12 protein-coding genes are annotated in these 12,028 nt (G+C 58.0%); 4 read left to right on the forward strand and 8 right to left on the reverse strand.

The window, feature by feature from the left end; translation table 11 throughout:
- The first annotated feature begins 48 nt into the window (after window positions 1-48).
- The gene (locus ACOTYN_RS13755) at window positions 49-1,035 is read left to right on the forward strand and encodes an MBL fold metallo-hydrolase (RefSeq protein WP_023330446.1); all 987 of its coding nucleotides are present in this window, start codon (window positions 49-51) and stop codon (window positions 1,033-1,035) included.
- Window positions 1,036-1,048: 13 nt separating this feature from the next.
- On the opposite strand, the gene ACOTYN_RS13760 is transcribed toward ACOTYN_RS13755, so the two are convergent.
- Complete coding sequence (locus ACOTYN_RS13760; protein WP_071922221.1) at window positions 1,049-1,933, reverse strand: LysR substrate-binding domain-containing protein; 885 nt, start codon at window positions 1,931-1,933, stop codon at window positions 1,049-1,051.
- A gap of 112 nt (window positions 1,934-2,045) precedes the next feature.
- On the opposite strand from ACOTYN_RS13760, the gene ACOTYN_RS13765 reads away from it, so the two are divergent.
- The 3 genes from ACOTYN_RS13765 (at window position 2,046) to ACOTYN_RS13775 (ending at window position 5,249) form a co-directional block, all read left to right on the forward strand.
- A complete protein-coding gene (locus ACOTYN_RS13765; RefSeq protein WP_332957957.1) occupies window positions 2,046-3,533 on the forward strand; it encodes a UbiD family decarboxylase in 1,488 nt (495 codons plus the stop codon).
- 128 nt (window positions 3,534-3,661) lie between these two features.
- Window positions 3,662-3,949 (forward strand): VF530 family DNA-binding protein, encoded by a 288-nt coding sequence (locus ACOTYN_RS13770; RefSeq protein ID WP_014883875.1) that lies wholly within the window; start codon window positions 3,662-3,664, stop codon window positions 3,947-3,949.
- 7 nt (window positions 3,950-3,956) lie between these two features.
- The gene (locus ACOTYN_RS13775) at window positions 3,957-5,249 is read left to right on the forward strand and encodes a glycoside hydrolase family 10 protein (RefSeq protein ID WP_071922219.1); all 1,293 of its coding nucleotides are present in this window, start codon (window positions 3,957-3,959) and stop codon (window positions 5,247-5,249) included.
- Between the two features lie 42 nt (window positions 5,250-5,291).
- On the opposite strand, the gene dsbG is transcribed toward ACOTYN_RS13775, so the two are convergent.
- The 7 genes from dsbG to ACOTYN_RS13810 form a co-directional block, all read right to left on the reverse strand.
- A complete protein-coding gene (dsbG, locus tag ACOTYN_RS13780) occupies window positions 5,292-6,050 on the reverse strand; it encodes a thiol:disulfide interchange protein DsbG (RefSeq protein WP_014883877.1) in 759 nt (252 codons plus the stop codon).
- Window positions 6,051-6,091: 41 nt separating this feature from the next.
- Window positions 6,092-6,703 carry a DsbA family protein gene (locus ACOTYN_RS13785; protein ID WP_071922218.1) on the reverse strand — a complete coding sequence of 204 codons (612 nt, stop codon included), beginning with the start codon at window positions 6,701-6,703 and terminating at the stop codon, window positions 6,092-6,094.
- Window positions 6,704-6,710: 7 nt separating this feature from the next.
- Window positions 6,711-8,735, reverse strand: coding sequence for a protein-disulfide reductase DsbD family protein (locus ACOTYN_RS13790; protein WP_071922217.1), 2,025 nt, complete (start codon window positions 8,733-8,735; stop codon window positions 6,711-6,713).
- A gap of 48 nt (window positions 8,736-8,783) precedes the next feature.
- Entirely contained in the window at window positions 8,784-9,152 is a 369-nt protein-coding gene (locus ACOTYN_RS13795) for a hypothetical protein (RefSeq protein WP_014883880.1), read from the reverse strand.
- A gap of 87 nt (window positions 9,153-9,239) precedes the next feature.
- Window positions 9,240-9,800, reverse strand: a complete 561-nt coding sequence (locus tag ACOTYN_RS13800; RefSeq protein WP_014883881.1) for an RNA polymerase sigma factor — start codon at window positions 9,798-9,800, stop codon at window positions 9,240-9,242.
- Window positions 9,801-9,805: 5 nt separating this feature from the next.
- Window positions 9,806-10,225, reverse strand: coding sequence for a hypothetical protein (locus ACOTYN_RS13805; protein WP_220419653.1), 420 nt, complete (start codon window positions 10,223-10,225; stop codon window positions 9,806-9,808).
- Window positions 10,226-10,423: 198 nt separating this feature from the next.
- Window positions 10,424-11,974: a methyl-accepting chemotaxis protein gene (locus ACOTYN_RS13810; protein ID WP_071922215.1), complete on the reverse strand. Its 1,551-nt coding sequence runs from the start codon at window positions 11,972-11,974 to the stop codon at window positions 10,424-10,426.
- Window positions 11,975-12,028 lie beyond the last annotated feature (54 nt).

Raw genomic sequence — 12,028 nt, forward strand, 5'->3', positions numbered from 1 at the left:
GCTCTACGGCCGCTATGAGTAAGATGAGCACTTTCAAAGGAGACGCGTATGCTTACCATGAAAAAACTTGCTCTTTCCACGCTGATGTCCAGTTCACTGCTTTTCTACCCTGTGCTGCAGGCTTCGGCAGAAACGCCCCAGCACGTCGTTAAACAACCGGCGGGCGGTTACCGCGTGCAGGTCGGCGATGTCATTGTCACGTCTTTTACCGACGGAACCGTCGCGCAGGATCTGCATAAGCTGCTGCGCCGGACAACGCCGCAAAAGATTGATGCGCTGCTCGCGAAAAATTTCCAGACCAACCCGGCCGAGGTCTCCATTAACGCGTTCCTGATTGCGATCCCCGGACATAAAATTCTGGTGGATACCGGCTCGGGCCAGCTCTTTGGTCCTGATGCGGGTGGACGCCTGGTTGAAAGCCTCGCCACGCAAGGGGTTAAACCCGAGGACATTACTGAAGTCCTGCTGACCCACGCCCACTCCGATCACGCGGGCGGTCTGGTCAAAGACGGCAAGGTGGTATTCAGCAACGCACGCGTTTTCGTTGGCAAACCCGACGTCGACTTTTTCTTTAACGACGATAATCAAAAGAAAACCGGCTACGGCAAGAACTACTTTGACGTCGCGCAGAAGACCTTAAAGCCCTATCTTGACGCCGGTAAAGTGGTGCCTTTTAGCGGCACGGCTGAGATTCTTCCGGGGCTGACCGGCACGGTTCATCCCGGCCATACGCCGGGTTCAGCCTTCTACACGCTGACAAGCAAAGGCGAGAAGATCACCTTTGTCGGCGACATCATTCATGCCGGGGCGGTCCAGTTCCCGCAGCCTGGTGTGACCATCACCTACGATGAAGATCAGAACAAAGCGGCAAGCGTGCGCGAACAGGCGTTTGCGGACTTTGTGAAAAACAGAGACCTGATTGCCGCGCCCCATCTGCCGTTCCCGGGTATCGGCTATGTCACCAAAGGTGAAAACGGTGGCTATGCCTGGGTTCCCGTCACCTATACCAACCGGGACGCCAGCAGCGTGAAATGAGCGGATGACGCCGTCAGGTGCGGTCGAGGGTAACCAGAAATTTTTTAAGCACTTCTGAGCGAATAATCCGGTGGCACACCAGCGTCAGTTCGCTTTCCCTGAGACGGTCGAGAATGTCCACGTAAACGACATTCTCGACACTCACTGCCTTTGCGGACGCAGGCAACAGCGCCAGACCAAAGCCCGCGGAGACCAGGCTTATCACCGTGGGAACATCCGTCGCATTCTGCACTACGTCCGGCTGGAAACCCGCCCCGCTACAGACGTCATAAAAGTACTGCTCCAGCCCCATGCCCTCCGGATCGCGCAGCGAGATCCATTTTTCATCCTTCACTGACGCGAGCGTCAGGGCGGAAGAGTCGGCCAGAGGATGCTGGCGATACAGCGCCAGCACCGTTTTTTCTGAGGTGAACGGCCGGCTTTGCAGATCGTCAGGCAGCGATGGCAGCGGTGCCCGAATAATCGCCACATCCAGCTGGTTACTTTGCACGGCGGCGTAGAGCGTCTGCACATTGCCCGTCATCAAAGACATGGTAATCGCCGGCCAGCGGCTGTGCATCTGGCGCAGTGCAGCGGGCAGCTTGCCGTCGAACATTGCACTCGACACACATCCCAGGTTTAACACCCCCTGCTCGCCTCTCGCCGTTTGCCTGGCGTCCAGCACCGCCTGCTCGGTCAGGGAGATGGCGAGCCTGGCCTTCACCAGAAACGCGTCGCCCGCGGGCGTCAGGGTTAAGCGACGGTTCGCCCGGCTAAAGAGCGTGACGCCTAAACGTTCTTCCAGCGCCTTTATCTGCTGGCTCAGCGCCGGTTGCGCCATGTTTAAACGCTCGGCGGCCCGGTGCATGTGGAGTTCTTCGGCAACGACAATGAAATGGCGCATCTGACGAAACTGCACGGGAGACTTCCTTTTTTGATAATAAATTAATTATCAATTTAGCAGTAATGATGCAATTGATGCTATGGGTCATTGTCGTAAAAATGGAGGTATTCAACCGAGGGAGGAAAATATGGAAAACCCAGTCAACGATCTCAGAAGTGCCATCGCCTTACTGAAGCGCCACGAAGGCCAGTATATTGAAACCGATCATCCCGTCGATCCTAACGCAGAGCTGGCAGGTGTGTATCGTCATATTGGCGCGGGCGGTACGGTAAAACGCCCGACCCGCACGGGGCCGGCCATGATGTTCAACAGCGTGAAGGGCTATCCGGGCTCGCGCATTCTGGTAGGCATGCACGCCAGCCGTGAACGCGCGGCACTTTTGTTAGGCTGTGCGCCTTCTGAACTGGCAAAACATGTCGGTCAGGCGGTGAAAAAACCGGTCGCACCCGTTGTCGTCCCGGCCTCGCAGGCCCCTTGTCAGGAGCAGGTCTTCTACGCTGAAGATCCGGACTTCGATCTGCGCAAACTGCTGCCAGCACCAACCAATACGCCGATTGATGCAGGCCCGTTCTTCTGCCTGGGACTGGTGCTGGCAAGCGATCCGGAGGACAGCTCGCTGACGGATGTCACCATCCACCGCCTTTGCGTGCAGGAGCGCGATGAGCTATCCATGTTCCTGGCCGCCGGTCGCCATATTGAAGTCTTTCGCAAAAAAGCGGAAGCGGCCGGAAAACCGCTGCCGGTGACGATCAACATGGGGCTCGATCCCGCTATCTATATCGGCGCGTGTTTTGAGGCCCCCACCACACCGTTTGGTTACAATGAGCTGGGCGTCGCCGGGGCGTTGCGCCAGCAGCCGGTCGAGCTGGTACAGGGCGTGGCGGTAAAAGAGAAAGCCATCGCGCGGGCGGAAATTATCATTGAAGGCGAACTGCTTCCCGGCGTGCGCGTAAGAGAAGATCAGCATACCAACACCGGCCACGCGATGCCGGAATTCCCGGGCTACTGCGGTGAGGCGAACCCGTCTCTGCCCGTGATCAAAGTAAAAGCGGTGACCATGCGCCATCAGGCTATCCTGCAAACGCTGGTGGGCCCCGGAGAAGAACATACCACCCTGGCCGGTTTGCCGACGGAGGCCAGCATCCGCAATGCGGTTGAGGAGGCGATTCCGGGCTTCCTGCAAAACGTCTATGCGCATACCGCGGGTGGCGGTAAATTCCTGGGTATTTTGCAGGTGAAAAAACGCCAGCCGTCAGATGAAGGACGCCAGAGCCAGGCAGCACTTATCGCGTTAGCCACCTATTCGGAGCTGAAAAACATTATCCTTGTCGATGAAGACGTGGATATTTTCGACAGCGACGACATCCTGTGGGCGATGACCACCCGTATGCAGGGCGATGTCAGCATCACGAATATTCCGGGGATCCGCGGTCACCAGCTGGATCCGTCTCAGTCGCCGGATTACAGCAACTCAATTCGCGGAAACGGCATCTCCTGCAAGACCATCTTTGATTGCACGGTGCCGTGGGCGCTGAAGGATCGCTTCGAGCGCGCGCCGTTTATGGAGGTGGATCCGACACCGTGGGCACCTGAACTGTTTAAAGACAAAAAGTAAACGAACGTTTCTCTTTCTTCACCCCTCGGGGGTGAAGAATTTCACGCTTAAATTGCCGCTTCCCCTGCTTTCTTGTACCCTTTCACCGGTAACTCCACCCCCACAAAAATTGAGACATCCGGACACCTATGACTGCACACATTTCTAACGATCCTTTGCATGGCGTTACGCTGGAGATGATGGTCAACGCCCTGGTGGCGAAATATGGCTGGAGCGAGTTGGGTGACCGCATCAAAATTAACTGTTTCAGAAAAGACCCCAGCGTTAAATCGAGCCTGAAATTTCTGCGCCGTACCCCGTGGGCACGCGCGGAGGTCGAAGCCCTGTATCTGGATTCCCTCCACGACGAGGGACATAAAGAACAGGAGGCGCCCGCCTTTAATCCCTGGGCTAACAGTCGGATTATCAAGAGCTAATACGCAAATGACGCGACACGTAAAACGGATCGGTGCGCTGGCTGGCTGCGCACTTTTACTTGTAAGCTGCTCCTCAAAACCACCAAAATCATTAGTTACCCCGCTCCCCATCGTCAGCAAACCGACCCAACAGGCAAACGAGCCGATGCGCGGGATCTGGCTTGCGACCGTCTCTCGCCTCGACTGGCCGCCGGTGGCCTCGGTGAATGGCACCAGCGCTGACCAGCGCATCGCAATGCAAAAGCAGGCGCTTATCGCCAAGCTCGATAACCTTAAGCACCTTGGGATTAACACGGTGTTTTTCCAGGTAAAGCCGGACAGCACGGCACTCTGGTCATCAAAAATTTTACCGTGGTCAGATATGCTGACGGGCAACATCGGCGAATATCCGGGATACGATCCGCTTCAGTTTATGCTGGATGAAGCGCACAAGCGCGGTATGAAAGTCCATGCCTGGTTCAACCCGTACCGCGTGTCGACCAACACGAAGCCGTCAACCATCGCTGCCCTGAACCGGACGGCGTATCAGACCCCGTCCAGCGTCTATGTCCAGCACCCGGAGTGGGTACGCGTCTCGGGCGATCGCTTCGTACTCGATCCCGGCATTCCGGAAGTGCGCGACTGGATAACCCGTGTCGTCACGGAAGTCGTGGCGAACTACCCGATAGACGGCGTGCAGTTTGATGATTACTTTTATGCCGAATCACCGGGATCCGCGCTGAATGATTCTCAGACTTACCGGCAGTACGGACAGGGATTTGCCTCTAAGGCCGACTGGCGAAGACACAACACGCATCAGCTGATCGTTCAGGTTTCCCGCGCGATAAAACAAACCAAACCCGATGTTGAGTTTGGCGTCAGCCCGGCTGGCGTGTGGCGTAACCGCTCCTTTGACCCAGCAGGCTCGGACACCCGGGGTGCCGCCGCCTATGATGAATCCTACGCCGATACGCGTCAGTGGGTGCAGCAGGGCCTGCTGGACTACATCGCCCCGCAAATTTACTGGCCCTTCTCCCGGGATGCCGCGCGCTATGACGTGCTGACCAAATGGTGGGCCGACGTCGTGAAGCCGACCCACACGCGTCTGTACATCGGCATCGCGTTCTACAAAGTGGGCGAACCGTCGAAAAATGAGCCGGACTGGACGGTTCAGGGCGGCGTGCCGGAACTGAAAAAACAGCTCGATCTCAATGATTCACTGCCCAACGTCAACGGCACCATCCTGTTCCGGGAAGATTACCTGAACAAGCCGCAGACGCAGCAGGCGGTCAACTATCTCAAAGGACGCTGGGGTAGCTAACCGGACGGCCGGGCAGAAACGTCCTGTTTCTGCCTGCGTTCTTTACGGCTTCGGCCCGAACATCGCTTCAAGCTGCTGCGCGTCCGGCATCCCGACAACCTGCTGCAGCTCGTTTTCCGCGTTCATATAGTAAATGGCCGGGGTGGCGTTGGCCCCCAGACTGTCCATCAGCGCCTGGTGTTTCTGCAGGATCGCTACCGTTTCGCGAGACCCTTCCCCCTCAGGCTTCGGTAACTTTTTGCCACCGGAGAGCTCGTACTCGCGCCAGGCCGAGACCGGATCTTTCGCATTCAGGATCGCGGCAGCGTTACGTCCGCTGTTAGGGTTAAGAAACGCCACCAGCAGCGTATTCAGCTGGACCTTGCCCGCCTTGACCCACGGCTGCGCCTCTGACCAGAACTGCTTGCAGTACGGACAGAACGGATCGGCGAAGACGAAGACTTTGCGCGGCGCGTTATCCGCCCCTTCCTTCAGGGGATGCGCCGCGTTGAGCGTCTTCCACATTTCGCGTCCCATCGGGGCATAGATCTCTTTCTGGAAATACCCCTCGCTGAGGTTTTTCCCTTTGTCATCGTACAGATAGCCCGAAATCACGTGCTTGCCGTCCGGGGTTAAAAAGAGCGTCACCCCCATGTCCTGATATTGCCCCAGCCAGGCCGGCGCGCCGCCGGGAGCATCCAGCTTCTTGATGATTGTAATGTTCTGCTGCTCACTGAAGTGCTTAACCACATCCGGTATAGCGTCAGCAGCCTGGACCAGCCCTGAGGTCGCCAGTGCCGAAAGTAACAGTAATTTTTTCATATCCCTCTCCGGTTTATCGGGGGCATCACGCCCCCTTCAGGTTAGCGGTTTTTCAGCGCGTCGCTGACGATTTCATCGAACTGTTCAAAAGGCACCCAGCCGGGCAGCAATCCCTCACCAATCAGCGTGGCGGGCGTACCCTGAATGCCCATTTTTTCCGCGACAAGCAGGCTGCGCTTGATCGTCATCAGACTCTCCTCATCAGGCGTGGTAACGCTGACCCCTGCCCGTTTTTGCGCTTCCTGAATGCTGGCGTCATCGTGGTACCCCTTTTTGGCCATCAGGGTATGGTTCAGTTTCATAAACGCCCCGGGATCCTGACGCCAGAGCGTGAGCGCATCGCGCGCGGCGGTCAGCGAACTTTCCGAGCGGTAAGGTAAAAACTTAAACACCACGGCGACATCGGGATGTTTTTCTACGATCTTCTCCAGATAGGGGTCGAATTTCTTGCAGTACGGGCAGTTGTAGTCGGTAAACACCACAAGGGTGAGCTTTGGATTTTTCGCGCCGATACGCGGGGAATTCGGATCGTTAAACAGAAAATCCGCGATCATCTTCTGCGCACGTTGCTCCTGGTCTGGCGTCAGCGGCTGAGCGGCCATCGCCTGAGCCGAGGCCAGCAGGAGCATCAGCGTGAAAAGGAATTTTTTCATAATACGTTTAGCCTTTTGCGTTGTTCAGGGTGGTGACCAGGGTGCGTTTATCCAGCAGCGGCGAGAGGATTTCGCCCTCCGGCAGACCAGGGCCATATACCGCATTAAACGGAATAGCGTAGCGGTTTCGCTTCGCCAGAAAATCCGCGATAAAGGCGGACGGCTGGCTCCAGTCACCGCGCAGCGCCACTACGTCCGGCTGACTCAGCGCGGCAATGATGTCTGGCTGATTCAGGACCCGATGCTCGTTAACTTTGCAGGTCACACACCAGTCCGCCGAAATATCCACAAACACCCGTTTCCCCTGAGAAAGCGCCTGCTGGATGGCGTCTTCACTCAGTGGCTGCCACGGGATGGCCTCAGCGATATGTTGCGCCGGAGCGTCCGGCGGCGAGGTAAACACTCCGCGCAGCTGATACCCGCCAAACGCCGACAGCGCGATGACCACGATCCAGAACAACGGCGAGGAGGTTTGCCCCTTCAACGCGAACAGCACCAGCGCGACAACAATCAGCACCAGCACCACGATCTGACTCACCATTGCCCCCAGATGCAGGCTCAGCAGCGTCGCCAGCCAGAGGCTGGAGGCCAGCATCATCAGGCCCAGGATCGCTTTAAGCGTGTTCATCCAGCGGCCAGGCTTCGGCAGCAGCATGGCCGTTTTGGGCACCAGGGCGACAAACAGCCACGGCAGGCTCATGCCCACGCCGAGCATCAGGAAGATGAGCCACAGGGCGTGCAGCGGCGCGCCAAGGGCAAAGGCAACTGCGGTACCGAGGAACGGTGCGGAGCACGGCGTGGCTAGCAGCGTAGCAAACATCCCTTCGCAGAAACTGCCGCCAAGCCCCGCCCCGCCTGCCGTAGCCAGTCGCCCGGTAGCGGCAGAAGGCAGCAGCATCTCAAACGTTCCAAACAGGTTCAGCGCAAAGAGGAAGGTCACGGTAACCATCAGCCCGATAAACCACGGGTTCTGGAACTGAATGCCCCAGCCCAGGGACGCCCCGGCCAGCTTCAGCCCGGTCACCATGGCGGCCAGCAGCATAAAGGAGGTGAGGATCCCGGCGCTGGTTGCCAGGAAGCGCAGCCTGATGACGCGTCTGTCCGACCCCGCCTGCAGAATGCTGTTAAGCTTCATCCCCATCACCGGCAGTACGCACGGCATCAGGTTGAGGATCAGCCCGCCCAGCAGGGCAAAGAGCACCATTTTGCCCGTTCCGCCTGGGGCGGAAGTCTCGGCGGGCGTAGCGCCAACGGTCATCGTGGTTTGCTGTGCGTCACTGCCATTGGTCAGCACAAATGACAGCCTCTTGCCTTCCAGCGACGTGGGCTTATCGCCCCATTCGTCGGTGACGGGCACCGTGACCCGAAGCGTATTGCCATCGTGCTTAATGGCCGGCTCGCCGGGCAGAATATCCCCCTCCAGCGGGTCAAAGTAGATCCCCGGATTATCCCATTTCCCGTCGGTCGTTCCCGTCACCACCAGGTTGCCGTCAGAGAGCCAGGCCGACAGATCGGCGGAAACGCCAGACGTGCCCGGCACGGCCTGCATCGCGCGGTCAAAGGCGTGACGGAAACCGTCATCCACCGGCTGTGTAAAATCGAGGTGCAGCGGGTAGTCCGTCAGCAGACAAACGTTACTGCACGTGGAGAGCGTGAGCGTGCCGTCGAGCGTGTCGCCCTTCACGCCGTCGAGCACGATGGGGATCGTGACCTTATCGTGATAGCCCTGCGTGGTCATACCGGAGATATCGAATCGCGACGGTACCGGCCAGGACCAGCTATCCGTAACGCCCTGCGGCCAGCTGATTTTTGGCGCGACGCCACCCTCGCCCGGCGACCGCCAGTAGGTTTTCCAGCCGGGCTTTAGCTCAACGGTGAGCAGGCCTTTAATGTGCGTTTGTTCCCTTTCCGCCTGAAAGCGGATGCGGGCGTGATCGTTTTGTGGGGAGACCAGCCAGCCTGTGTCCGCCGCATGGACAATTCCGATGCAGGACAGCCACAGGAAGACGAATCCCCTGAAGAGGTTAACCATGTTTTACTCCGTGAACAGTGAAAAATTATCGTGTGATGACGATGATTTTCATTCACGGAAAACGCAGTTTTTAAGGTGTATTCGGGGAGGCGGTGCCTGAACGGGCTGTTCCACGGGCGCAAATGCCCGCCCTTGCGTAAACAGCTGCAGCAGCGCGAAGAAGATAATAATGGCCGGCAGCGCGCCGTCGAAGAACAGTGGCTGCGCGCAAAGCAGGGAGTGCGCGCCTAGCTGACAGGGTGAAGGCCCAGACTCCCCGGCGTTGCTTTGCGACGGGGCGTCTGCACTCAGGGCGATCTGCGGCTCCAGTCCCTGTAAAAAATGGTTGAGCATGACCGCACGCTGCACGAGGCAAAGCGCCATCGCGAGACAGGTAACGATCAAAAGCCATTTTCCGAGGAGCTGACGGTTGCGCATAACATTCCAGAGTGACAAGACGCCCCGATCATAAACGATAGTGATGAATCTACAAGTACCGGAAGTGTAAGGTTTTGTCTGAGGCCGCTATTCGCCCGTCAGGGCATCATAGATATCCCGCAACCGCGTGCGCAGAAACAGCACCGCCTTGTGCTTGCGGGATAACAGCGCCTGTTCGCTGGCCCCCGTCTCCTCTGCCAGCATTTTAATGCTGTAGCCGTGAAGCTCGGTCTTTTCAAACACCTCGCGCTGCGGCGGCGGCAGTTCAGACAGGGCCTGCCCCAGCTCTTCCCACAGCAGCGTTTTGAGATACTCCTCTTCCGGCGTCTGCGGGACACCGAACAGGGTTTCGGCCAGCTCGTCCTCCGGGAAGCCCTCCTCCTCTTCATCCGTAAAATAGCCGGAGAGCGACACCTCGCGTTTCTTACGCGCCCGGTCGGTCATCTCGTTACGCGCCGCGCGGAACAGCCAGGCGGCGACGTTTTCGACCGGCTGCTCCACCTTCATCAGCTGATAGGTCACTTCCTGCAAAATGTCGTCGGCGTCGTCGCGCACGGACGTTCGTCCGCGAATGAAGGCCTTCAGCCGGGCGCGGCAGGCGTTGAGCGCCGACATCAACAGGGATCCGCCCACCTCTCCGGCTTTCATCTCGCTCACTCTGCGTCCGGCGCTTTTGGCATAGCGTCATCGCGCTTATCGTCACGATGACCGTGCCAGCCGCAGTGGCCGCGCCCGTGGCGACCAAAGCCTTCGCGGCGCTGCTGAATAAACGCCTCGCGCTGCTCGGGCGTCATGTTCATCCAGCGCTCGTGCATCCGGCGGTGCGCGCCAAACATGCCGGGACGGAAGCCCAGTCCGCCAAACAGAATGCGGCTCAGCACCAGAATGCCCAGCGCCTGCCAGAAACCAATGGCTTTCACGCCAAGGATTGCCGGGAGCAAGGCGTTCCACAGGGACATCACCAGCAGGCCGAGCACGATGAAAATCACCGCGCCGATGACTAAGCCCTTGCCCATACGGTGACGACCGAATCCGCGCCCGTGACCTCTGCCGTGCAGTTCAAAATCTCTCATGGTGTTTACCTCGTTTATCGTAACTGATTATGGCTTGTGATGAGGTAGACGGATGAGGGAGGGAAATATTGCTGAGGGGAATGAAATAATTTTACGGATGCGCAATCGCAGCGAGTGCCCGGCGGCGCTAACGCTTGCACGGGCCTACAGATTTCGTAGGCCGGGTAAGCGTCAGCGCCACCCGGCAGATTTAAAGAATTACGCCTGCACCGGCAACCTAAAACTCGAAATACTCCGTGAAAGCTGCTGCGCCTGCTCTTCCAGCGAGGCAGCCGCCGCAGCGGACTGCTGCACCAGCGCGGCGTTCTGCTGGGTCACGCCGTCCATTTCGGTCACCGCCTGCCCGACCTGGCTGATCCCACGGCTCTGCTCTTCCGAAGCCACGGAGATCTGCTCCATCAGCGTATTCACTTTGTTCACCGATGAAATAATCGAGTCAATCACCTCGCCCGAGCGGTTTACCAGCTCCGCACCGTTTTTCACGCTGGAAACCGACTGCGCAATCAGGCTTTCAATGTCTTTGGCCGCCACCGCGCTTTTCTGTGCGAGGGTGCGCACTTCACTGGCCACTACCGCAAAACCGCGGCCCTGCGTACCGGCGCGCGCCGCTTCCACCGCTGCGTTCAGCGCCAGAATGTTGGTCTGGAAGGCAATGCTGTTAATCACGCTGGTAATGTCTTCGATGCGCTTCGAATTCGCCGCGATGGTATTCATCGTGTCGATCACCTCGCGGGTCACCGCTTCGCCGGTATGGGCATTGTGCACCGCGTCCTGCACCAGTTTTCCGGCCTGATACACGTTATCGGTATTGTTCGCCACCGTCGCGCTCAGCTCTTCCATGCTTGCCGCCGTCTGGGTCAACGCGGAAGCCTGCTGCTCGGTACGTGATGCGAGGTCGATATTGCCGGAGGCAATCTCCTGCGCTGCGTGCGTCACGGTATGGCTCGCATCGCGCACCTGAGCAATAGTGGCCAGCAGTGCCTGACGCATCTGCTCCATCGAGCCCATCAGGTGGTCGATTTCATTATGCGAACTCCCCTTCACCGGCACCGGAATGTCGAGCTTGCCCGCGGCGATCTGGCTGCAGTGCTCGCGCGCCAGGTTGACCGGCGCAAAGACTAAGCGCTTCATGAAGAGGCTGACGGCAACAATTACCAGCACAAACAGGCAGGCGATAACGGCAATCATCACCAGGCCGGAGACGAAATTACTGCTCGCGTCTTCGTTCAGGCTTTTGGCGTATTTCTGGTGGACGGAAAGGACCTGGTCGAGAACGATTTCGTACTGGCGGTCGAGGCGGGAAACTTCCGGGATCAGCGCGTTAAATTTAGCAACATCGTGTGCCTCAGCGGCATCGATCAGCGGCGCCAGCCCCTGGTTGCGGTAGTTTTGCCAGGCATCCTGATAGGCACTCACCAGCGGCGCTTCATCCGTGAGTCGCGGCGAAGCCATAAAGGCCGCAAAGGCGTGGTCCGCTTTGGTCAGCGCCTCTTTTACTGTAGCAAGCTTCGCCGCCCCGTCTGCCGAGTTGCCCGCTTCCACCATCTTCACATACTCCATCACGCGAACGCGCAGCGTACGGCTATGGTTGATGGGGTCAATAATCGACAGCACAACCTGGATCTCTTTGTTGACGTTATCCAGGGAATTATTACTTTTAATGATGAGGCCAACGCTGGTGACGGTGCTGACCACAAAGAACAAAAGCAGTGAGAACAGGACAATCAGGGATGACTTTTTCAACGACATAAACCAATACCTCAAGGAGAATTATTCCTTATGGTTATCGGCGCATCCAAAACT

Origin of the sequence: Enterobacter cloacae complex sp. IR5458, assembly GCF_049238025.1 — a bacterium.
GTDB lineage: Bacteria > Pseudomonadota > Gammaproteobacteria > Enterobacterales > Enterobacteriaceae > Enterobacter > Enterobacter kobei.

What these genes read in the sequence shown, in the direction of transcription:
- ACOTYN_RS13785 (WP_071922218.1), bottom strand. Translation starts at nt 6,703, where the DNA reads ATGAAAAAATTCCTTTTCACGCTGATGCTCCTGCTGGCCTCGGCTCAG.
- dsbG (WP_014883877.1), bottom strand. Translation starts at nt 6,050, where the DNA reads ATGAAAAAATTACTGTTACTTTCGGCACTGGCGACCTCAGGGCTGGTC.
- ACOTYN_RS13810 (WP_071922215.1), bottom strand. Translation starts at nt 11,974, where the DNA reads ATGTCGTTGAAAAAGTCATCCCTGATTGTCCTGTTCTCACTGCTTTTG.
- ACOTYN_RS13770 (WP_014883875.1), top strand. Translation starts at nt 3,662, where the DNA reads ATGACTGCACACATTTCTAACGATCCTTTGCATGGCGTTACGCTGGAG.
- ACOTYN_RS13755 (WP_023330446.1), top strand. Translation starts at nt 49, where the DNA reads ATGCTTACCATGAAAAAACTTGCTCTTTCCACGCTGATGTCCAGTTCA.
- ACOTYN_RS13775 (WP_071922219.1), top strand. Translation starts at nt 3,957, where the DNA reads ATGACGCGACACGTAAAACGGATCGGTGCGCTGGCTGGCTGCGCACTT.
- ACOTYN_RS13765 (WP_332957957.1), top strand. Translation starts at nt 2,046, where the DNA reads ATGGAAAACCCAGTCAACGATCTCAGAAGTGCCATCGCCTTACTGAAG.
- ACOTYN_RS13800 (WP_014883881.1), bottom strand. Translation starts at nt 9,800, where the DNA reads ATGAAAGCCGGAGAGGTGGGCGGATCCCTGTTGATGTCGGCGCTCAAC.
- ACOTYN_RS13790 (WP_071922217.1), bottom strand. Translation starts at nt 8,735, where the DNA reads ATGGTTAACCTCTTCAGGGGATTCGTCTTCCTGTGGCTGTCCTGCATC.
- ACOTYN_RS13795 (WP_014883880.1), bottom strand. Translation starts at nt 9,152, where the DNA reads ATGCGCAACCGTCAGCTCCTCGGAAAATGGCTTTTGATCGTTACCTGT.
- ACOTYN_RS13805 (WP_220419653.1), bottom strand. Translation starts at nt 10,225, where the DNA reads ATGAGAGATTTTGAACTGCACGGCAGAGGTCACGGGCGCGGATTCGGT.